The organism is Mycobacterium sp. Panama NTM2 (assembly GCF_054355555.1).
In genome coordinates this window covers 2,228,172-2,249,282 of the sequence record NZ_CM135953.1, presented here as the reverse complement: position 1 = coordinate 2,249,282, position 21,111 = coordinate 2,228,172, and the positions used below count along the sequence as shown (strand labels likewise).

Here is a 21,111-nt window from a genome sequence, read left to right as displayed (position 1 = left end):
GCAAGCCTCCTACAGAACATTTGTTCGAGAGCTTAGCGGTGCCGACCGACCGTCCGCGGCAGGGACACGCGTCAGGACCATGCCGCGATACTGGGGTGCCATGACGCGGCCCGCCGCCAGCAGCGGCTCCGTCGAGCGCAGCGTTCGGCCGAGCATGAACGCCCCCTCGAGAGCGCCGATCAGCGCGACGGTGACATCGCGGGCCTGCGCCTGCCCGAGTCCGCGACCCTCGAAGTACGCCGCACCACCGCAGATCCAACCGTCGAAGATGTCGCGCGTCGCCTGGCGCAGCGGCTCTACGGTGTCGGCGACCTCGGCCGCCACACTGGCCACCGGACACATGTTGGCGAAGCCGGTGGCTGCCATGTCCTCTGCGGCCTGCCGGAACACCCCGTCGACGGCGTCGCCGAGGTCGGTGTAGGCATCGACGACCGTCGGGATCAGCAGTCCGTAGGCCGCCCCGGCATTGAGCAGCGCTTCGCGCGCGATCTGCACCTTGCCGTCGCGGAAGTGGTGGTACAGCGACCCGATCGGCGCTCCCGAAGCCTCGGCGATGTCTTTCATCGCCACCCCGGCGTAGCCGCGGTGGCGCATCAGTTCGGCCGCCGCGGTCAGGATCGATTCCTTCGTGGACCTTGCCATGCTCACCTCCCGCTGCCATGCTAGAGCAATCGTTCTAGAACGACCATTCTAATGGAGGCATGATGCTGACCGTCGACACCCACGCGGGCTCCGTCGAGGTAAGGGAGGAGGGCGATCCGACCGGCGCACCCGTCGTCCTGCTGCACGGGCTGCTCATGAACGACACCCAGTGGGACCTGACGCTCCCCCACCTGCCGACCGACTGCCGCTACCTGCTGCCGATCCTGCCGATGGGCGGCCACCGGACCGCGATGCGCGCCGACGCCGACCTCACCCTGCCGGGCATGGTTCGCATCGTCGCCGACGTGCTCGACGCGCTCGACCTGGCCGATGCCACGCTCGTCGTCAGCGACTGGGGTGGCCCTCTTCTGCTCACCGCCGCCGGGCGCGATCAGCGGATCGGCCGGCTGGTCATCTGCCCCTCGGAAGCGTTCGACAACTTCCCGCCGGGGTGGCCCGGCAAGGTGGCGTGGCTGGCAAGCCGCACGACCGGCACCGTGGCGCTGGCGATGCGGCAGCTGCGTATCGGGTGGCTCCGTCGGCAGTACCTGATGTTCGGAATGATGGCCAAGCACCCGCTACCGGACGCGATCGTCGACGCGTGGACGGCACACGGCCTGTCGGACAGGGCAATTCGCCGCGACATCGTCAAGTACTGCCGAACACGGTTCGACAAGCGGGAGCTGATCGAGGCGACGAATCAGCTCGCGACGTTCGACCGGCCGGCCCTGGTGCTGTGGTCGGACAACCCGGTGATGCCCGTCGCCCATGCCCGCCGTCTGACCGAGCTGCTGCCCGACGGGCGTCTGCAGATGATCGACGACGCCCACGTCCTGCTGATGCTCGACCAGCCGCAGCGCACCGCGGCGGCGCTCGCCGCTTTTCTGACTGCTACCGCCTCACCCGAAAGACGCCCGCGGCGCGCCGATCCCCGGGTCGATCGTGACCGGCCCGTCCGCTGACGGCGCGACGGGAAAGTCGAAGATCGCGGTCGGGATGTACACCGTGGCACAGGCATTCGGAATGTCGACGACCCCGGAGAGCCGACCTTCGATCGGGGCCGCACCGAGGAGGAGGTAGGCCTGCTCCGGGCTGTACCCGAACTTCGTCAGGTAGTCGATCGCGTGCAGACACGCCCGCTGGTAGGCCAGGTGCGAGTCGAGATACCGCTGTTCACCGTCGAGGGTGACCGAGGTCCCCGAGAAAGCCAGCCACTCGGAGTACTGCGGATCGGTGTTGCCCGGCATGAAGATCGCGTTTTCACTGACGCCGTAGGTCTCCATACCGCCGGGGATCACGTCGACACGCAGATCGATGAAGCCACCCATCTCGATCGCGCCGCAGAAGGTGATCTCCCCGTCGCCCTGCGAGAAGTGCAGATCGCCGACCGACAGGTTGGCCCCGTCGACGAACACGGGATAGAACACCCGACTGCCCTTGGTCAGGTTCTTGATGTCCTGATTGCCGCCGTTCTCGCGGGGCGGCGCCGTGCGGGCCGCTTCGGCCGCGGCCTCGGCGAACGCGTCACCGGAGAGGCTGCCGAGGATCGCGTCGTTCGGCTCGGGCGGCAGCGCCAGCGGCGGAACCCGGTCCGGGTCGGTCGCGATGAGTGCGGCCTCACGGGTGTTCCACGACGAGAGCAACTGCGCCGACGGCGCGGTGCCCATCAACCCGGGATGGACGATGCCGGTGAACTCCACCCCTGGCACGTGGCGCGACTTCGCCTTCTGGCCCGAGAAGTCCCAGACCGCCTTGTAGGCGTCGGGGAACTGCTCGGTCAGGAAGCCGCCGCCGTTTCGCCTGGCGAAGATGCCCGTGTAGCCCCAGCCCTGCCCGGCCAGCGGACCGGAGTCTTCCTGCGGGATGGGTCCGACGTCGAGGATGTCGACGATCAACAGGTCACCCGGTTTGGCACCCTCGACCGCGATCGGACCAGAGAGCGTGTGAACGGTGGTCAGTGGCGCGTTGAGGATGTCCTCGGCCGAATCGTCGTTGTGGATCGCGCCGTCGAACCATTCGCGGCAGTGCACCCGGAAGGAGTCGCCCCGCTTCACCGTCACCGCTGCGGGAATGTCGGGATGCCAACGGTTGTGGCCGATCTTTTCCTGATCGGTGAACTTCTTCGTGGAGTCGAGCGGGAAGACGACGTCGGGCACGGTATCTCCTAGGGTCGCGGGAGGTTCTGGTGACGGGGATTCGTCGAGACCCGACGCCCCGACGTCCGCGGCGTCGGGGATGACACGACGGCGGGACGATCCGCGGTGGCCCGGGTCGCGTCGTGCAACGCCATCGCGGCGCCGCTGGACCCGAGGTGCGGCGCGGAGATCATCCGACGCGCCGGCCCCCGGCACGTCGGGCAGTCGACTTCGTCAGGACGGCTGTCCATCGGATGCATCTGCTGGGTGGTGCCGCACCCGGACGTGCAGCGAAACGCGTACAGGATCATGGCGCTCCCTCACCGTGGTCGGGTGAACGCCACCCTACTCACCGATGGCGGAGCCCGCAGCGATCGTCAGTCGATGTCCGTCGAATGCGCTGTCGGACAACAGTTTTGGGAGTACCTCGGTCAGTCCTCGTCGAGAGCGGCCGCGACGCCGTCGGGGATGTCGACGTTGGTGTAGACGTCCTGCACGTCGTCGCTGTCCTCCAGAGCGTCGACGAGCTTGAGCACCTTGCGGGCGCCCTCGAGGTCGACCGGGACGCTCACCGACGGCTGGAACGTGGCCTCAGCGGACTCGTAGTCGATGCCGGCGTCCTGCAGCGCCGTGCGCACCGCGACCAGATCCGTGGGCTCGGAGATGACCTCGAAGCTCTCACCCAGATCATTGACGTCCTCGGCGCCCGCGTCGAGCACAGCGGCCAGCACATCGTCCTCGGTCAGCGAGTTCTTCTCCAGCGTCACCACGCCCTTGCGGGTGAACAGGTAGGACACCGAACCCGGGTCGGCCATGCTGCCGCCGTTGCGCGTCATCGCGACTCGCACCTCACCTGCGGCCCGGTTGCGGTTGTCGGTCAGGCATTCCACCAGCACGGCGACGCCGTTGGGGCCGTACCCCTCGTACGTGATGGTCTGCCAGTCGGCGCCACCCGCTTCTTCGCCCGCGCCGCGCTTGCGGGCCCGCTCGATGTTGTCGTTGGGCACCGAGTTCTTCTTGGCCTTCTGGATGGCGTCATACAGGGTGGGGTTACCGGCCGGATCGCCGCCGCCGGTGCGGGCCGCGACCTCGATGTTCTTGATCAGCTTGGCGAAATTCTTGCCGCGACGTGCATCGATCACGGCCTTCTTGTGCTTTGTGGTGGCCCACTTGGAATGGCCGCTCATCTGCTCGCTACCTCTTTCACACCGACTCACGTCGACTGGCCCGTCGACTCACGGAGAAGTCCGATGGACCAGTCTACGTGCCCGTCACCCCAGGTCCTGCTCGATGTAGCGCTGCAGGGTGGGCGCGACCGCCGGCTCGATGCGCCAGACGTAGCGGACCATCGCCATCCCCATGAGCTGTGAGGAGACGACGCCATTGATGCCGGCGTATCCGGTGTCGGCGAACGCGTCCCGCCATACCGTGAAACCATGACGGAACGGCAGCTCAACGGACCAAAGGACACCGGGCGCGAGTACCGCAACCTGAGCCGGCCGCGATTCGGCATCAGGCACCTGATCAACCAGCGCGTCACGGTGCGCGACGGCATCGACCTGATGGCCGACGTACACCTTCCCCGTGAGGACGGCCGGTTCCCGGCACTCATCGCAGCGTCGCCGTACCCCCGGCAGATGCAGAACCTCGGCGCACCTGCCGGCTTCATCGAGGCGGGCGCGACGGATTTCTGGGTGCCGCGCGGCTACGTCCACGTGATCGCCAACGTGCGCGGCACCGGCGGCTCGGGCGGGGAGTTCGGCTTCATGGACGCCCAGGAACGCCGCGACATGTCCGACCTCGTGGAGTGGGCGGCCGCGCAACCGTGGTGCGACGGCAATGTCGGAATGATCGGCATCAGTTACTTCGCGATGACTCAGCTCGAGGCCGCGGTCGAGCGACCGCCGCACCTGCGTGCGATCTTTCCCGTCGCCGCGACCGCTGATCTCTACGAGGCGGCGTCCCACCACGGCCTGGCGAGTTCGTCGTTCATCACGCCGTTCCTGGCGATGATGGGGCTGACCTCGGCTCGCAGCGATGCATTCTGGCGGAGCAACCCGCTACTGGCTGTCGCCCGCCGCGTCCTGAACTTCCCGCCGGTGCACGAGAAGTTCGCGACGATGAACGGAGAGGCAGCCGTCACGATGATGCGCCAGCTGCTCAAACTCCCACACCGGCCACACCCCTGGGACGACCTGTGGCTCGACACCATGGTCAGACATCCCCTGCGCGACAGCTGGTGGGAGGAACGCAACCTGCTGCCCCTGTTGGGCGAGGTCGACATCCCCGTCTACCTCGGCTGCGACTGGGAGAACGTCCCGCTGCACCTGCCGTCCACGTTCACCGCGTGGAAAGCGTTGCAACACAATCCGACTGTACGAATGGCGCTGCTGGGACGGTACGGCCTGACGTGGCCGTGGGAAAGCCTGCACACCGAGGCGCTGGCGTGGTACGACCACTGGCTCAAGGGTGCCGACACCGGGATCATGGACGGCCCGCCAGTGCGCTACGTCCTGCCGGGTGCCGACGGTTGGCACACCAGCCGCAGCTGGCCCCCGGCCGCCCTCCACAAGGAGTGGGCACTGCGCGCCGACGGCGGGCTGTCCGAGAACGAGGGCACACCCGGCACCCGGGAGTACCTGACGCTCGGCGCCGGCCTGAACCGCGCCGCCGCCAGTCCGATCGACCCGCCCGCGGTCCTGACGTGGACCTCCGATCCGCTGCCCGCAGCACTCGACATCGCCGGCCACATCGAGCTGCGACTGCACGCCAGCGCCACCGCCGCCGACACCGCCTGGCTGGCCACGCTGCGCGACGTGGCCCCGGACGGGGAGGTCACCGACGTGACCGCAGGCTGGCTGCGGGCCGGCCTGCGCACCGTCGACGAGGCGCAGAGCCGCGACGGGGCGCCCGTACTGCGCTGCGACACCGCGGTGGCCGTGCCGATCGGAGAGGTCGTCTCCTACCGCATTCCACTGGTGGCCAATGCCCGCCGCTTTGCCGCCGGCCACCGCATGCAACTGGTGCTGACCAGCGACGACCAGAATCCACACGCCCCCGCGATCATGAACTTCCGGCACGCCAGCGTCGGCACCAGCAGCCTCAACACGGTGTACTCCACCTCCCGGCTCCTGCTTCCCGTGTTAGCTGGAACACAGTCTCTGGATGCTGATCTTACTCCGGAGTAAGGTTCTGTTGCATGACGTTCTCCCTGGAGTTGTCCTCGGACCTGTTAGACGTGCAGAAGTGGGTTCACGAGTTTGCCAACGACGTCGTCCGCCCCGCCGCCGCGGAATGGGACGAGCGCGAGGAGACCCCGTGGCCGATCATCCAGGAGGCCGCCAAGGTGGGCCTCTACTCTGTCGAGTTCTTCGCCGAGCAGGCTGCCGAACCGAGCGGGCTGGGCATGATCGTGGCGTTCGAGGAATTGTTCTGGGGTGACGCCGGCATCGCGCTGTCCATCCTCGGGACCGGCCTGGCCGCGGCCTCCGTGGCCGCGAACGGCACGCCCGACCAGGTCGGCGAATGGGTGCCGCAGATGTTCGGCTCCGTCGATGATCCCAAGGTCGCCGCGTTCTGTTCCTCTGAGCCCAATGCCGGCTCCGACGTGGGCTCGATCCTGACGCGCGCACGCTACGACGAGGCGACCGACGAGTGGGTCCTCAACGGCACCAAGACCTGGGCGACCAACGGCGGCATCGCGAACGTCCATGTCGTCGTCGCGTCGGTGCACCCGGAACTGGGCACCCGCGGTCAGGCGTCGTTCATCATCCCGCCCGGCACGAAGGGGCTGAGCCAGGGCCAGAAGTTCCTCAAGCACGGCATCCGCGCCTCGCACACCGCCGAAGTGGTGCTCGAGGACGTCCGCATTCCCGGCCGGCTGATCGTGGGCGGCAAGGAGAAGTTCGACGCCCGCATCGCCAAGGTCCGCGAGGGCAAGAAGGCCGCCGGGCAAGCGGCGATGGCCACCTTCGAGCGCACCCGTCCGACCGTCGGCGCGATGGCCGTCGGCGTGGCCCGCGCGGCCTACGAATACGCCCGCGGTTACGCCACCGAGCGCGAACAGTTCGGCCGCAAGATCGGTGAGTTCCAGGCTGTCGCCTTCAAATTGGCCGACATGAAGGCCCGCATCGACGCCGCGCGTCTACTGGTGTACCGCGCCGGTTGGATGGCCCGCAACGGCAAAGCCTTCGAGTCCGCCGAGGGCTCGATGGCCAAGTTGGTGGCCAGCGAGACCGCCGTCTACGTCACCGACGAGGCGATCCAGATCCTCGGCGGCAACGGCTACACCCGCGAATACCCGGTGGAGCGGATGCACCGCGACGCCAAGATCTTCACGATCTTCGAGGGCACCAGCGAGATCCAGCGCCTGGTGATGGCCCGCGCGATCACGGGGCTGCCAATTCGCTGAGCGCCGCAGCGCTTACACGGGCGCAACGTCGCCGAAACAGGGCGGTTCTAGCTTTGCCGAATGACCCAGGACATCGGCGATGACGTGCGCGCCGCGGCATCGGAGGCGGACCTCGACCGCCTGACCGCCACGAAGGAAACACTCGAGGACTACACGCTGCGGTTCGCGCCGCGCAGCTACCGCAAATGGTCCACCGGCGTCGTCGGCATCTCCGCCCTCGGCGGCATCGCGTACCTGGCAGACTTCGCGATCGGCGCCAACATCGGGATCTCCTACGGCACCACCAACGCGCTGTGGGGCATCCTCATCTTCGCCGTCGTGATCTTCCTGACCGGTTTCCCGCTGGCCTTCTACGCCGCGCGGTACAACATGGACCTCGACTTGATCACCCGCGGAAGCGGTTTCGGTTACTACGGCTCCGTCGTCACCAACGTCATCATGGCGACGTTCACGTTCATCTTCTTCGCCCTCGAAGGCTCGATCATGGCTCAGGGCCTCCAGCTGGGGCTCGGCATCCCGCTGTGGATCGGATACGCCGCGTCGACGCTGATCATCTTCCCGCTCGTCATCTACGGCATGAAAGTGCTGTCCACACTGCAGGTCTGGACGACACCGCTGTGGCTGATTCTGATGGTCGCACCGTTCGTGTACCTCGTGGTCAGCCATCCCGAGTCGGTCAGCCAGTTCTTCGCCTACCAGGGCGAAAACGGCAACGGCGGCTTCAACCTCGGCTACACCCTGCTGGCCGCGGGTGTCTGCCTGTCGCTGATCGCGCAGATCGCCGAGCAGATCGACTATCTGCGGTTCATGCCGCCGAAAACGCCGGAGAACAGACGCAGTTGGTGGACGTGGATGATCCTCGCCGGTCCCGGCTGGGTCTTTTTCGGTGCCATCAAGCAGGTCGTCGGGCTGTTCCTCGCGGTGTACCTGATCGCCAACGTCGCCGACAGCGCAGGCGTGGCCAATCAGCCGGTGCACCAATTCCTGGAGATCTACGAGAACTTCCTGCCGGGATGGTTGGCGATGACCCTGGCTGTGGTTCTCGTCGTCATCAGCCAGATCAAGATCAACGTGACGAACGCCTACTCGGGGTCGCTGGCGTGGACCAACTCGTTCACCCGGGTCACCAAGCGCTACCCCGGCCGGCTCGTCTTCCTCGGCTTCAACCTGCTGATCGCGCTGATCCTGATGGAAGCCAACATGTTCGACTTCCTGAACACGATTCTGGGCTTCTACGCGAACTGCGGTATGGCCTGGGTCGTCGTGGTGGCCTCCGACATCGTGATCAACAAGTACCTGCTCAAGATCTCCCCGCAGGCACCGGAGTTCCGCCGCGGCATGCTGTACGCGATCAACCCGGTCGGGTTCGGGTCGATGCTCATCGCGGCCGGGGTGTCGATCCTCGCGTTCTTCGGCGGCCTGGGCGAGGCGATCCGGCCCTACTCCCCGCTGGTGGCGATCGGACTGGGCCTGGTGCTACCGCCCGTTTTCGCCGTGGCGACCCGCGGGAAGTACTACCTGCGTCGCACCGACGACGGCATCGACCTGCCGATGTACGACGAGCTCGGCAATCCGTCCGGCGAGCACCTCACCTGTCATGTGTGCCACCACGATTTCGAGCGCCCGGACATGGCGAAGTGCCAGACACACGATGCGTTCGTGTGCTCGCTGTGCCTGTCCACCGACAAGATCGCCGACCACGTCCTGCCCGCCCAGGCGTGATGTCGGCTAGGACAGGGAGTCGACGAAGAGCTTGTGGACGCGCCGATCGCCGGTGACCTCCGGGTGGAACGCCGTCGCGAGCGTGCGGCCCTGCCGCACGGCAACCGGGTGGCCCGCGGCGGTGGCGAGCACCTCGACGTCGGCGCCGACGCGTTCCACCCACGGCGCCCGGATGAACACCGCGTGCACCCTGCCGTCGAGGCCCTGGAACGCGATGTCCTCTTCGAACGAGTCGACCTGGCGACCGAAAGCGTTGCGCCGCACGGTCATATCGATGCCACGCAGTGGCAGCGCCTCTCGGCCGGGCACCCCGGCGTCGGCGATCTCGGTGGCCAGCAGGATCATGCCGGCACACGAACCGTACGCAGGCATACCCTCGGACAGCCGGGCCCGCAACGGCTCGAGCAGATCGAACGCACGCAGCAGATGGCTCATCGCCGTCGACTCGCCACCGGGAATCACCAAGCCGTCCACCCGCGCCAACTCGTCGGCCCGGCGCACCGTGGAGGCATCGGCCCCGGCCTCACGCAGCGCGGCGAGGTGTTCGCGGGTGTCCCCCTGCAGCGCGAGCACCCCGACCCGGGGCGCGCTCACGTGCTCGGGCGGCTGAATTCGCGGGAGTAGCGGGTCAGGCCCTCCTGCATCACCGCAGCGACCATCTCGCCGTACTGGTTGAAGATCTTGCCTTGCGTCAGCGACCGTCCGCCGCACGCCGACGGCGACGACTGGTCGTAGAGCAACCACTCGTCGGCGCGGAACGGCCGCATGAACCACATCGCGTGGTCGAGCGAGGCGACCTGCAGATGCTTGCGCTCGTCGGGGTAGTTGACCTGCGCCGAGCCCAGCAGCGTGAGGTCGCTCATGTAGGCGAGCGCGCAGATGTGCAGCACCGGATCGTCGGGCAGCGGATCGCGATGCCGGAAGTACACCTGTTGCTGCGACGCCTTGTTCGGCAGAAGTGTCATCTGGTCGCGAGGCACGATCCGGACGTCCCACTCGTCGAACTGACGGAAGCTGGCGTCGTCGAAAACCCTGCTGGCGGACTTGAAGTCGACCATGTCGTCGGGTGGGGGCGCGGTCGGCATCGCATCCTGGTGCTCGATGCCGCTCTGGTCGGTCTGAAACGACGCCGACATCGAGAAGATCGTCTCGCCGTGCTGGATCGCGTTCACGCGGCGTGTCACGAAGGACCCGCCGTCACGCAGCCGCTCCACCGTGTACACCGTGGGCGACCGTGCGTCGCCTCCGCGCAGGAAGTAGCCGTGCAGCGAATGGACCTGGAACTTGGGGTCGACGGTCCGTACCGCCGAGACCAGCGACTGGCCGGCGACATGCCCGCCGAAGGTGCGCTGCAGGAACCCCGACTCGGGACTGAACACACCACCGCGGTAGATGTTGACCTCGATCTGCTCCAGGTCGAGGATCTCTTCGATCGCCACAGTCTGGTTCCTACCAGCCTCGCTCAGCGAGCCGATGGGGCACCGGGATATCGTCGACGTTGATGCCGACCATGGCTTCGCCCAGACCGCGCGATACCTTGGCCAGCACGTCGGGGTCGTCGTAGAAGGTGGTGGCCTTGACGATCGCGGCAGCCCGTTCAGCGGGGTTGCCGGACTTGAAGATTCCCGAGCCGACGAAGACGCCTTCGGCGCCGAGCTGCATCATCATCGCCGCGTCGGCGGGGGTCGCGATGCCCCCGGCGGTGAACAGCGTCACCGGTAGCTTGCCCGCCTGCGCGACCTCGACCACCAGATCGTAGGGCGCCTGCAATTCCTTTGCGGCGACGTACAGTTCGTCTTCCGACAGCGACGTGAGGCGGCGGATCTCGCCGCCGATCTTGCGCATGTGGGTGGTGGCGTTGGAGACGTCGCCAGTGCCCGCCTCGCCTTTGGAGCGGATCATCGCCGCGCCCTCGGTGATGCGCCGCAGCGCCTCACCGAGGTTGGTGGCACCGCACACGAACGGAACGGTGAAGCGCCACTTGTCGATGTGGTTGGCGTAGTCGGCCGGGGTGAGCACCTCGGACTCGTCGACGTAGTCCACGCCGAGGCTCTGCAGGATCTGCGCCTCGACGAAGTGGCCGATGCGGGCCTTCGCCATCACCGGAATCGTGACGGCGGAGATGATCCCCTCGATCATGTCGGGATCGCTCATCCGCGACACCCCGCCCTGGGCGCGGATGTCCGCGGGGACCCGCTCGAGTGCCATCACCGCGACCGCGCCCGCGCCCTCGGCGATCTTCGCCTGTTCGGGGGTGACGACGTCCATGATCACGCCGCCCTTGAGCATCTCCGCCATGCCGCGCTTCACCCGCGCCGTACCGCGGGTGCCGTGACTCTGGGCGCCTTCGGTTTCCACTGTCCACTCCTTCAATCGCTACCGATTCAGTGTAAATGCGGCGGCAACTCGATTCGATCCGCAGGTCAGCGGATGGGGCGTACCGGCTGCCGGGCGGTCGTCTCGGGCCGATCGGCCAGCGCATTCGCCTCGTCGAGCAGATCGGCGAGCTGACGCGGATAGACCGCCTGTCCACCGGCAACCAGTTCGGCGATGATTGTCGCATCGCACCACCGGTGACCATGAATGTAGGTCCGTTCCAGGCGTGACCGGCCGCCATCGGACGGCTCGAACCGCGCGGTGCGATGTACGAAGTACATCTCCTCGCTGCGGAACACGGCTCCGTTGAACGGGATGGTCGCGTCGCGGCGCCACACCGGTCCGATCATGTCCTCAGGCCGCACGCGTAGGCCGGTCTCCTCCTCGAGCTCGCGAGCGGCCGTCTGCGCGAGCGACTCCCCCACCTGCGCCGCACCGCCGATGGTGAACCACCAGCGCGGCGCAGGCTCGACCGGGCTCTGCGGATCCGATCCGCACAGCAGTAGGACGGCGCCCTTGTCGTCGAGCAACAGGACCCGCGCGGACGTGCGCGCCGTCGGCGGCGCGGCCTCGCGCGTCGACACCTCCCCACCCTCGGAGATCTCGAAGTACTCGGGCATCGCCGCGGTGCCGCCGAGCCGCAGCGCCCGCACCGCGGGACGTTCCCGCAGCGCCAAGGTGTCACGCACCGCATCGTTGTGGAAACGCCGGGCGAGCAGCACCCGGGCCTCCGCGTCGGCCAGCTCGGCCACCAGGGCGCGCGGCAGCGATGCCGGATCGACCCGCGCCAACGCCGCCGACAGCTCGTTCTCGGCGGCCTCGCGTGCCGGCCGCGGGGCCCGCTCGGCGGCATCGGCCAGAGCGGCCAGTCGTTTTCCGTCGGGCCCGACTCCGTACGCGTCGACCGCGACGGCGCGCGCCACCACGGCGCGCCGCGCCAGCGCCCCGTCGAGCGCCTGCCAGGACAGGTCGTAGCGCACGTGCAGACGGTCGAGACGATGCGCGGTCTGGTAGGCCCACAGGGCGATCACGGCGATGACGGCGACGACCAGCGCGATCACCACCGCGCTCACCCACGTGATCACAGCCGGCTGCCCCCTGCAGCCCGCACTTTCACACCGGAGCCGGCCACCGTCTCGTACACCCGCATGATCTGCAACGCGACCACCGACCAGTCATAGCGCTGCACGAGTTGAGTCGCGCACTCGACGTATGCGGCCCGGCGGGCGTCGTCGGCGAGCACGTCGATCAATCCGGCGGCCAGGGCGTCCGGATCGTCGACAGTCACCAACCGGCCGCCGCGGCCGTCGTCGAGCACGCGGCGGAACGCATCCAGGTCACTGGCCACCACGGCGGTACCTGCGGCCATCGCCTCGACCAGTACGATGCCGAAACTCTCCCCACCGGTGTGCGGCGCGCAGTAGACATCGGCACTGCGCATGGCCGCAGCCTTCTGCTTGTCGTCGACCTGACCGAGGAACCGCAGATGCCGCGCCAGCGGACCGGCCGTCTCGCGCAGTTCCGCTTCGTCGCCGCGCCCCACCACCAGCACCTCGATGTCGGCGAACCGGTCGACCACGGCGGGCAGCGCACCCACCAACACCGACATGCCCTTGCGCGGTTCGTCGAAGCGACCGAGGAACAGGATCGACCGGCCCTTGCGCGGATAGCCCTCGAGCAGCGGCGCGGTGGCGAACGAGGCGACGTCGACGCCGTTGGGGATCTCGACCGCGTCGCTGCCCAGCGCCTCCATCTGCCAGCGGCGGGCCAGGTCCGACACCGCGATGCGGCCGACGATCTTCTCGTGCATCGGCCGCAGGATCGGTTCGAACACCGACAGCGTCAACGACTTGGTCGTCGACGTGTGGAACGTCGCGACGATCGGCCCCTCGGCGATGTTGAGCGCCAGCATCGACAGGCTGGGCGCGTTGGGTTCGTGCAGGTGCAACACGTCGAAATCGCCCTGCTGCAGCCACTTCTTGACCTTGCGGTGTGTCGCCGGCCCGAAGCGCAGCCGTGCGACCGACCCGTTGTACGGGATGGGTACGGCTTTTCCGCCGGAGACCACGTAGTCCGGCAGCGACGTCTCGGCATCGGGCGAGGCCGGGGCGAGCACGCTGACTTCGTGGCCTGCGGCGTGCATCACCTCCGCGAGTTGCAGCACGTGAGACTGCACACCGCCGGGCACGTCGAAGCTGTACGGGCACACCATCCCGATGCGCATCAGGACGCCTCCAACCTCGCCCTGCGCTCCTCGGAGAGGTCGGCCAGCCATTGCGGTTGCATCATGTGCCAGTCGGCGGGATAGGTGGCGATGTTGTCGGCGAACCGGTCGGCCAACGCCTGGGTGATGGCGGTGACGTCGCCCGACGAAGTGTCGATTTGCGGGTAGACCTTGGTCCCCCACCCGTCGCCGTCGAACCAGCAGTGCGCGGGGAACAACGCAGCTCCGGTGGTGAGCGCGAGTTTCGCGGGCCCGGCGGGCAGCCGGGTGGGCTCACCGAAGAAGTCGACCTGCACGCCGCGCCTGCTGAGGTCGCGATCGGACATCAGACACACGATGCCGTTGTCGTTCAGCCAGTCGCAGAGCACGTCGAACGGCGGACGCTGCCCCCCGGACGACGGAATCACCGTAAAGCCCAGACTTTCCCGATAGGCCAGGAAGCGGTTGTACAGCGACTCGGGTTTGAGCCGTTCGGCGACCGTGGCGAACGTGCCGAAGTTCTGCGCCAGCCACACCCCCGCCATGTCCCAGTTGCCGCTGTGCGGCAGCGCGAGGATGGCACCGCGACCGTGTTCGAGGGCGTCGAACGCCATGCCGATGTCGATGACGTCCAGCTGGCGACCGAGTTCGTCATGGTCCATCGACGGCAACCGGAACGCCTCGCGCCAGTACCGGGCGTAGGACGCCAGCGAGGCGTACATCAACTCGTCGGGCACGTCCTGCGGTGCGGTGCCGATCACCCGGGCCAGGTTCCTGCGCAGCTGATCGGGTCCACCGCCACGCGCGGCGTACCAGGCGCCTGCCCCGAACGCGTTGCGGGCCAAGATTTCTGGAGCGGCCCGGACCAGACGCCAGCCCGCCGCGTAACCCCAGTCGCTGACGTTGTCCCCGAACGGAATCCTCATGGGTCGGTGGTTTCGGGTTTCTCGGCGCTGTCGGCCGGGGTGAGGGGATCCATCGCTCCGGACGACACGCGCACGCTGTGCAGGCGCTGCCCGACGGTGAGCACACTGGTCACCGCGAGCACCCACATCGCCACCGGTAGCAGCCAGTGCAGCGGCAGGAACGGCACCCCGGACAGACCGGCGCCCGCGAGCACGATGACGAGCCGCTCGGGCCGCTCGATCAGGCCGCCGTCGCCGGTGAGCCCGCTCGCCTCCGCCCTGGCCTTGATGTACGAGATCACCTGGGAGGACACCAAACAGATCATGGTGGCGACGACGAGTCCGGTGCTGTGCAGCCCGAACGCCGCCCACCAGAGCAGCCCGCAGAAGATCGCGCCGTCACTGATGCGGTCACAGGTCGCGTCGAGCACCGCGCCGAAGCGGCTGCCACCGCCGCTCTCCCGGGCCATCGCCCCGTCGAGCATGTCGGCGAGCACGAACACGAAGACCGTGAACGCGCCCCACCACAACTGGCCCATCGGGAACAGCGTCAACGCACCGAGCACCGATCCGGCGGTCCCCAGGATCGTCACACTGTCGGGGGTCAGCCCCAGGCGCAGAGCACCTTTGGCCGCGGGCCGCGACAGTTTGGCATATGCCGCCCGGGTCATCAGGTAGAAGTCGCTCACGGCTGGCGATCCCACTCGCCGGCCAGCAGCTGACGGGTATCGCGAAGCAACTGCGGGATGATCTTCGAATCCCCGATGACCGTGATGAAGTTCGCGTCACCGCCCCAGCGGGGCACCACATGCATGTGCAGATGCTCCGACAACGAGCCGCCCGCCGAGGTACCCAGGTTCAGCCCGACGTTGAAGCCGTGCGGCCGCGAGACCGCCTTCATCACCCGGATGGCCTTCTGCGTGAACGCCATCAACTCGGCACTCTCCTCGGCGGTCAAGTTCTCCAGTTCTGCGACCCGCCGATACGGCACCACCATCAGGTGTCCCGGGTTGTAGGGGTAGAGGTTGAGTACCGCGTAGACCAGTTCGCCGCGCGCGACGACGAGGCCGTCCTCGTCGGACATGTTGGGGATGTCGGTGAACGGTTCCGAGGACGCCGCCGATCCCGGCTTCACGGCGTCGGCGATGTAGTTCATCCGGTGGGGTGTCCACAACCGCTGCAAACGGTCGGGTTCACCTACCCCGCGGTCTACGATCGTGTCGTCGGAGTCCACGTCAGCCCTCGCCTGCCTGCGTCGCGACGGTGACGAGTTCTGCTGTGGGAGCGGCGTTTTCGCGCCGCTTCACCCAGTCGACGATGGCCTGCACAGCCGCATCCCGTCCGACACCGTTGATCTGCGTGCGATCGCCGAACCGAAACGACACCGCCCCTGCCTCGACATCGCGGTCTCCCGCGAGAAGCATGAACGGAACCCGCTGGTTGGTGTGATTGACGATCTTCTTGGCCATCCGGTCGTCGCTGGTGTCGACCTCCGCCCGAATCCCGTGCTTCTTCAGATCGGCCGCCACCTCGAGCAGGTAGTCGACGTGGCCCTCGGCCACGGGGATCCCCACCACCTGCACCGGCGCGAGCCAGGCCGGGAACGCACCGGCGAAATGCTCGGTGAGGATGCCGAAGAACCGTTCGATCGAACCGAACAGGGCGCGGTGGATCAGCACCGGACGCTTACGGGTGCCGTCGGCGGCGGTGTATTCGAGCTCGAAGCGGTCCGGCATGTTGAAGTCGAGCTGAATGGTCGACATCTGCCAGCTGCGTCCCAGCGCGTCGCGCACCTGCACCGAGATCTTCGGACCGTAGAAGGCGGCGCCCCCGGGATCGGGAACCAGTTCCAGCCCTGAGGATTCCGCCACCTCGCGCAGCGTCTCGGTGGCTTCCTCCCAGATCTCGTCGGAGCCGACGAATTTGTCCGGGTCCTTGGTCGAGAGCTCGAGGTAGAAGTCGTCGAGGCCGTAGTCGGCGAGCAGCTCCAGCACGAACTGCAAAAGCCGGGCCAGCTCGTCACGCATCTCTTCGCGGGTGCAGTAGATGTGCGCATCGTCCTGGGTCATCCCGCGAACCCGCGTCAGCCCGTGGATCACTCCGGACTTCTCGTACCGGTACACGCTGCCGAATTCGAAGAGCCGCAACGGAAGTTCGCGGTAGGACCGTCCCCGCGAGCGGTAGATCAGATGGTGCATCGGGCAGTTCATCGGTTTGAGGTAGTAGTCCTGCCCCGGCTTGCGGACCGAGCCGTCCTCGTTGAACTCCGCGTCGATGTGCATCGGCGGGAACATGCCGTCGGCGTACCACTCCAGGTGACCGGAGGTGATGTAGAGCTGTTCCTTGGTGATGTGCGGGGTGTTGACGAACTCGTAGCCGGCCTCGATGTGCTTGCGTCGCGAGTACTCCTCCAGCTCGCGCCGCACGATGCCCCCCTTGGGGTGGAAAACCGGTAGGCCGGAACCCAATTCGTCGGGGAAGCTGAACAGATCGAGCTCGAGGCCGAGCTTGCGGTGGTCGCGCCGCTGAGCCTCTTCGATCAGCTCGAGGTGCCGGTCGAGTGCCTCCTGCGACTCCCAGGCGGTGCCGTAGATGCGCTGCAGACTGGCGTTGGCCTGGTCGCCACGCCAGTAGGCTGCCGAGCTGCGGGTCAACTTGAACGCAGGAATGTAGCGGGTGGTCGGGATGTGCGGACCGCGGCACAGATCACCCCAGACACGCTCGCGCGTACGGGGATTGAGGTTGTCGTAGGCCGTCAGTTCGTCGCCGCCGACCTCCATCACCTCGGGATCGTCGGCACCCGACTTGTCGTCGATCAGCTCGAGCTTGTAGGGCTCACCGGCCAGCTCCGCGCGGGCTTCGTCTTTGGACGCGTAGACGCGGCGCTCGAAGAGCTGACCGTCCTTGACGATCTTGCGCATCCTCTTCTCGAGAGCCTCGAGGTCTTCAGGAGTGAACGGTTCGGCCACATCGAAGTCGTAGTAGAAGCCGTCGGTGATCGGCGGACCGATACCCAGCTTGGCTTCGGGGAACATGTCCTGTACCGCCTGGGCGAGCACGTGTGCCGCCGAGTGGCGGATGACGCTGCGCCCGTCATCGGTGTCGGCCGCGACGGGGACGACGTCGACGTCGGTATCGGGAGTCCAGGACAGGTCACGCAGCCGCCCGCCGGCATCACGGACGACGACGACGGCGTCGGGCGCACCGCGCGACGGGAGCCCGGCCTCACGCACCGCCGCGGCGGCGGTCGTCCCGGCAGCGACCCGGATCGGGGCTGCTGGTTCGGGGCGAGCGGGCGCGGTCATGAGGGGTTCTCCCAACGTTGGTGCAGTTCTGTGGCGCGATCGACCGAACGGGCTCGGCGACCGCGACCATGCTATCGGTGCACGGGCTCAGGACCCGATACCAATAGGGCTTTGCAGCCAGGGCCAGTCGATACCGACCAGTCGGGCCGCGAAATTGAGCGGCCCCAGCAGCCACAGCGTCCCGATGACGACGGCGGCGGTGAAGACGACGCCCAGGATCTTCACCCACAGGCCCTGGCGTGAGAACCAGTCCATCACCTTGTCGTAGCGCTCTCGGACCCAGGCCAGCAGCCGGCGCGCCCAGTCGAATTCGGTGGCCAGGATGCCGAGCCCGACGAACACGATCGCCCAGCCGGGACCGGGGTACGGGATGGCGACGATGCCGGCGGCGAACACGACGGTGCCGATCACCCCGACGGCGACCCGGTACACCAGGTTGGCGACCGGTCGTTCGCGCAGGCGATCACGCCAACCCCGCCAGCGGCGTGAGAGCGCGTTCCGTTTCCCGTCGGTCATGGCTGCCCGGGCTTGAGCTTGACGAACAGCGAGTGCGCCTCGGCCAGCACCTGGTCTCCGTCGAGCAGCCGGCCCGAGACGAAGATCTTGCGACCGACGATGTCGTCGATGCCGGAATCGACCTGCAACTCCTTGTCCACCGGCACGATCTTGCGGTAGTCGACGTGCAGGAACGCAGTGCGCTGGGCGCGGCTGCGGCCCAGCTTGGCGGCGGTGAAGCCGAGCAGCGAGTCGAAGAGGTGCGCGATCGTGCCGCCATGTGCCGCCCTGTTGCGGCCGAGGTGGTATCGGCGGAACAGGGCAGTGCCGCCGATCCGCTCGTCGTCGGTGACATGCAGGTCGACCGGCACTCCCAGGATGTTGCCACGGTTGGGCAGGTCCATCCGCCGTCCCGACGGCGACGCCCACTCGTCGGCGTCGAACGGTGCGAGCAGTTCCGATGCCTGCTCGATCAGATCGGCGGCGGCGGTGACGACGTCATCGGGGGCGTCGGCGGCGCGCGCGTGATCCTGCAGGGTGCGCACCGCCTCGACGAAGCGTCCGTAGTCGGGGCCGCCGCGAGTGGTGGGCTGCGGCGGATTGAAGCCGCCGCCGGAATGGAGGTCGGCGGAGTCGGTGGCGCTCACCCGCTCACCGTATTGGTTGGCTCAGCTCTGGGCCGCACCGGCTTTGCTCAGCGTTTCGAACTCGTCGTCACTGAGCTCGATCTCGCCGGCCGCCACGTTCTCCTCGAGGTGGGCCACCTTGGACGTGCCCGGGATGGGCAGCATCACCGGGGAGCGCTTGAGCAGCCATGCGAGTGCCAGCTGCGAGGCTGTGGCGCTGTGCTCGGCGGCGATGCGCTGGAGCGGACCGTCAGCCGCCGCCAGCGGACCGGCCGCCAGCGGGAACCACGGGATGAACGCGATGCCTTGGGCCTCGCACGCGTCGACGAGGGGTTCGGCTCCGCGGGTGGTCAGGTTGTACATGTTCTGCACCGAGACGATCGGCGCGACCTTCTGCGCGGCCTCGAGCTGATCGACGCTGACCTCCGAGAGCCCGATGTGGCGGATCTTGCCTTCGTTCTTGAGCGCCAGCAGCTCTCCCACCTGGTCTTCGGCGGGGAACTTGTCGTCGATGCGATGCAATTGGAAGAGGTCGATGGTGTCGACTCCGAGGCGGCGCAGGCTCATCTCGCATTCCTGCCTCAGATAGGCCGGATACCCGAGAACGGGCCACTGATCGGGGCCGGTGCGCAGCAGCCCCGCCTTGGTGGCGACGACGACTCCGTCGTAGGGATGCAGCGCCTCTCGGATCAATTCCTCGGAGACATACGGACCGTACGAGTTTGCGGTGTCGATGAAGTTCACCCCGAGTTCCACGGCTCGACGCAGCACGCGCAGACACTCGTCGCGGTCGGCGGGCGGACCCCACACGCCCTTGCCGGTCAGGCGCATCGCCCCGAAAGCCAGGCGATTCACGGTCAGATCGTTGCCCAGGGTCAGCGTCGTCGCAGTCACCACACCGACGGTACGCCCGCGATGCGAAGCTCGACTGATGAGACTCAGCGATCTGGCCGGGCTGCCGTTGACCTACCCCGACGTGGGCGCCACGGCCCGCACCCCGCCGCCCGGTTACCGGTTCTTGCGAAGAACTGCGGTCATCGGTTCGGGGCGTGCGCGTTTCGAGCAGGCGGCCGCAGCAGGGATGCGGTTCGGCATGCTGCGAGGTGCCGGGCTTCGCATCGAGGCGACCACACCGACTGCCCAGGAAGGGACCGACGTGCTCGGGCACCTGGGCCCGATGGTCGCCCCGTGCCGGGTGGTCTATGTCGTCGACGAACCGGACAGACGCGGATTCGCCTACGGCACCCTGCCCGGCCACGCTGTTCGCGGCGAGGAGCTGTTCCTGGTGCGCTACGACAGCACGGCCGATCAGGTGATTGCCGAGGTCGCCGCGTTCTCTCGGCCCGCGCGGTGGTGGAGCCGAATAGGGGCGCCCGTGACCTCGTGGATGCAGAAATTGATTGCTGCTCGGTATCTCAAGGCACTGTGAGCCGGCTCGGAGGGAACCGCTCACCAAAGCGTCAGCATCATGCCGAGGTGGTTTGCGGTGGTCAGCGGTAGATTGTAGGCCGAATTGACGTAAGAGTTTGGACGGTGGCGGTGGAAGCTCAGGCTGACGTGGACGCGGCGCATCTGCGTGTGGCGGAATTGGTGCGCGGTCTGCACAACAGACCCGATACCGACGCCGATACGGTGATCGCTGAATTGGCAGAACACGCGGCCGCCGAAATTCCGGGCGCGCAGTACGCGGGCATCACACTGACCCGCAACGCCCGCCAGATCGAAACACCCGCCGCGACGTCGCATTGGCCGCTTCTGCTCGACAAGATCCAGCAGCGTTACCACGAAGGGCCGTGCCTCACGGCGGCCTGGGACGAGCAGACGGTCCACGTGCCCGACCTCGAGACCGAGACTCGATTTCCCAACTATCGACGCGACGCCCTGGCCGAGACTCCGATCCGATCGATCATGGCCTTTCAGCTCTTCATCGCTGGAGAGACCCTCGGCGCCCTCAACGTCTACTCCGAGGAACCCGACGTCTTCTCCGCCGATTCACGGACCATCGGCATGATCTTCGCCGCGCACTCCTCGGTGGCCTGGAATTCGGCCCGCCGGGAGGAGCAGTTCAAGCGCGCGCTGTCCAGCCGCGACATGATCGGCCAGGCCAAGGGCATGATCATGGAACGCTACCGGGTGGATGCGGTGCAGGCCTTCGACGTCCTCCGCAAGCTATCCCAGGATTCCAACGTGCCGCTGATCCAGGTCGCCACCGATCTGGTCGCCGGGGCGCTGGCCGAGAACGAGAAGACGGACCGCTAGCTGCCAGCGCGAGGCGGTTGATCCGCTCGCCG

Annotated in this window: 22 protein-coding genes; 6 read left to right on the top strand and 16 right to left on the bottom strand. The window is 67.4% G+C overall.

Annotation, left to right across the window (positions count from 1 at the left end):
* Positions 1–9: 9 nt before the first annotated feature.
* Positions 10–642, bottom strand: a complete 633-nt coding sequence (locus ACXYX3_RS10780; protein ID WP_458611676.1) for a TetR/AcrR family transcriptional regulator — start codon at positions 640–642, stop codon at positions 10–12.
* Positions 643–704: 62 nt separating this feature from the next.
* On the opposite strand from ACXYX3_RS10780, the gene ACXYX3_RS10775 reads away from it, so the two are divergent.
* Entirely contained in the window at positions 705–1,604 is a 900-nt protein-coding gene (locus ACXYX3_RS10775; protein WP_458612044.1) for an alpha/beta fold hydrolase, read from the top strand.
* Here ACXYX3_RS10775 and fmdA read toward each other — a convergent pair.
* From fmdA to ACXYX3_RS10760, 3 genes are all read right to left on the bottom strand, one after another.
* Positions 1,542–2,798: a formamidase gene (gene fmdA, locus ACXYX3_RS10770; RefSeq protein WP_458611675.1), complete on the bottom strand. Its 1,257-nt coding sequence runs from the start codon at positions 2,796–2,798 to the stop codon at positions 1,542–1,544. The two genes, ACXYX3_RS10775 and fmdA, sit on opposite strands and share 63 nt — an antisense overlap.
* 8 nt (positions 2,799–2,806) lie before the next feature.
* Positions 2,807–3,028, bottom strand: a complete 222-nt coding sequence (locus ACXYX3_RS10765; protein ID WP_458612043.1) for an FmdB family zinc ribbon protein — start codon at positions 3,026–3,028, stop codon at positions 2,807–2,809.
* Between the two features lie 180 nt (positions 3,029–3,208).
* Positions 3,209–3,964, bottom strand: coding sequence for a YebC/PmpR family DNA-binding transcriptional regulator (locus tag ACXYX3_RS10760; RefSeq protein WP_458611674.1), 756 nt, complete (start codon positions 3,962–3,964; stop codon positions 3,209–3,211).
* 249 nt (positions 3,965–4,213) lie between these two features.
* On the opposite strand from ACXYX3_RS10760, the gene ACXYX3_RS10755 reads away from it, so the two are divergent.
* The 3 genes from ACXYX3_RS10755 to ACXYX3_RS10745 are packed head-to-tail and all read left to right on the top strand — an operon-like array spanning position 4,214 to position 8,910.
* Positions 4,214–5,965, top strand: coding sequence for a CocE/NonD family hydrolase (locus ACXYX3_RS10755; protein ID WP_458611673.1), 1,752 nt, complete (start codon positions 4,214–4,216; stop codon positions 5,963–5,965).
* 11 nt (positions 5,966–5,976) lie between these two features.
* On the top strand, positions 5,977–7,188 hold the full coding sequence (locus ACXYX3_RS10750) for an acyl-CoA dehydrogenase family protein (RefSeq protein WP_458611672.1): 1,212 nt from the start codon (positions 5,977–5,979) through the stop codon (positions 7,186–7,188).
* Between the two features lie 60 nt (positions 7,189–7,248).
* Positions 7,249–8,910, top strand: a complete 1,662-nt coding sequence (locus ACXYX3_RS10745) for a purine-cytosine permease family protein (RefSeq protein ID WP_458611671.1) — start codon at positions 7,249–7,251, stop codon at positions 8,908–8,910.
* 6 nt (positions 8,911–8,916) lie between these two features.
* On the opposite strand, the gene pdxT is transcribed toward ACXYX3_RS10745, so the two are convergent.
* The 12 genes from pdxT to ACXYX3_RS10685 all read right to left on the bottom strand — a co-directional run bounded on the left by pdxT (position 8,917) and on the right by ACXYX3_RS10685 (position 19,651).
* Entirely contained in the window at positions 8,917–9,504 is a 588-nt protein-coding gene (gene pdxT, locus ACXYX3_RS10740) for a pyridoxal 5'-phosphate synthase glutaminase subunit PdxT (protein WP_241203840.1), read from the bottom strand.
* Complete coding sequence (tesB, locus tag ACXYX3_RS10735; RefSeq protein ID WP_458611670.1) at positions 9,501–10,349, bottom strand: acyl-CoA thioesterase II; 849 nt, start codon at positions 10,347–10,349, stop codon at positions 9,501–9,503. The genes pdxT and tesB overlap by 4 nt, the downstream gene beginning before the upstream one ends.
* Positions 10,350–10,359: 10 nt before the next feature.
* Positions 10,360–11,208, bottom strand: coding sequence for a pyridoxal 5'-phosphate synthase lyase subunit PdxS (gene pdxS, locus ACXYX3_RS10730; protein WP_458612042.1), 849 nt, complete (start codon positions 11,206–11,208; stop codon positions 10,360–10,362).
* 125 nt (positions 11,209–11,333) lie between these two features.
* On the bottom strand, positions 11,334–12,371 hold the full coding sequence (locus ACXYX3_RS10725; RefSeq protein WP_458611669.1) for an NUDIX hydrolase: 1,038 nt from the start codon (positions 12,369–12,371) through the stop codon (positions 11,334–11,336).
* Positions 12,368–13,510 (bottom strand): glycosyltransferase family 4 protein, encoded by a 1,143-nt coding sequence (locus tag ACXYX3_RS10720; protein WP_458611668.1) that lies wholly within the window; start codon positions 13,508–13,510, stop codon positions 12,368–12,370. The genes ACXYX3_RS10725 and ACXYX3_RS10720 overlap by 4 nt, the downstream gene beginning before the upstream one ends.
* Complete coding sequence (locus ACXYX3_RS10715; RefSeq protein ID WP_458611667.1) at positions 13,510–14,415, bottom strand: phosphatidylinositol mannoside acyltransferase; 906 nt, start codon at positions 14,413–14,415, stop codon at positions 13,510–13,512. Before ACXYX3_RS10715 ends, ACXYX3_RS10720 begins: the two co-directional genes overlap by 1 nt.
* Entirely contained in the window at positions 14,412–15,083 is a 672-nt protein-coding gene (gene pgsA, locus ACXYX3_RS10710) for a phosphatidylinositol phosphate synthase (RefSeq protein WP_308192919.1), read from the bottom strand. The genes ACXYX3_RS10715 and pgsA overlap by 4 nt, the downstream gene beginning before the upstream one ends.
* Positions 15,080–15,628: an ATP adenylyltransferase gene (locus tag ACXYX3_RS10705; RefSeq protein ID WP_458611666.1), complete on the bottom strand. Its 549-nt coding sequence runs from the start codon at positions 15,626–15,628 to the stop codon at positions 15,080–15,082. Before ACXYX3_RS10705 ends, pgsA begins: the two co-directional genes overlap by 4 nt.
* A 1-nt stretch (position 15,629) precedes the next feature.
* On the bottom strand, positions 15,630–17,699 hold the full coding sequence (gene thrS / locus ACXYX3_RS10700; RefSeq protein ID WP_458611665.1) for a threonine--tRNA ligase: 2,070 nt from the start codon (positions 17,697–17,699) through the stop codon (positions 15,630–15,632).
* Between the two features lie 87 nt (positions 17,700–17,786).
* Positions 17,787–18,215, bottom strand: coding sequence for a TIGR02611 family protein (locus tag ACXYX3_RS10695; protein WP_458611664.1), 429 nt, complete (start codon positions 18,213–18,215; stop codon positions 17,787–17,789).
* On the bottom strand, positions 18,212–18,841 hold the full coding sequence (locus ACXYX3_RS10690) for a PaaI family thioesterase (protein WP_458611663.1): 630 nt from the start codon (positions 18,839–18,841) through the stop codon (positions 18,212–18,214). Before ACXYX3_RS10690 ends, ACXYX3_RS10695 begins: the two co-directional genes overlap by 4 nt.
* A 21-nt stretch (positions 18,842–18,862) precedes the next feature.
* Positions 18,863–19,651, bottom strand: a complete 789-nt coding sequence (locus ACXYX3_RS10685) for an aldo/keto reductase (RefSeq protein ID WP_241203889.1) — start codon at positions 19,649–19,651, stop codon at positions 18,863–18,865.
* Positions 19,652–19,751: 100 nt separating this feature from the next.
* Between ACXYX3_RS10685 and ACXYX3_RS10680 the strand changes: the two genes are divergently transcribed.
* Positions 19,752–20,249: a DUF1990 family protein gene (locus tag ACXYX3_RS10680; RefSeq protein WP_241203849.1), complete on the top strand. Its 498-nt coding sequence runs from the start codon at positions 19,752–19,754 to the stop codon at positions 20,247–20,249.
* 110 nt (positions 20,250–20,359) lie between these two features.
* Positions 20,360–21,079, top strand: a complete 720-nt coding sequence (locus ACXYX3_RS10675; RefSeq protein ID WP_241203890.1) for a GAF and ANTAR domain-containing protein — start codon at positions 20,360–20,362, stop codon at positions 21,077–21,079.
* Positions 21,080–21,111 lie beyond the last annotated feature (32 nt).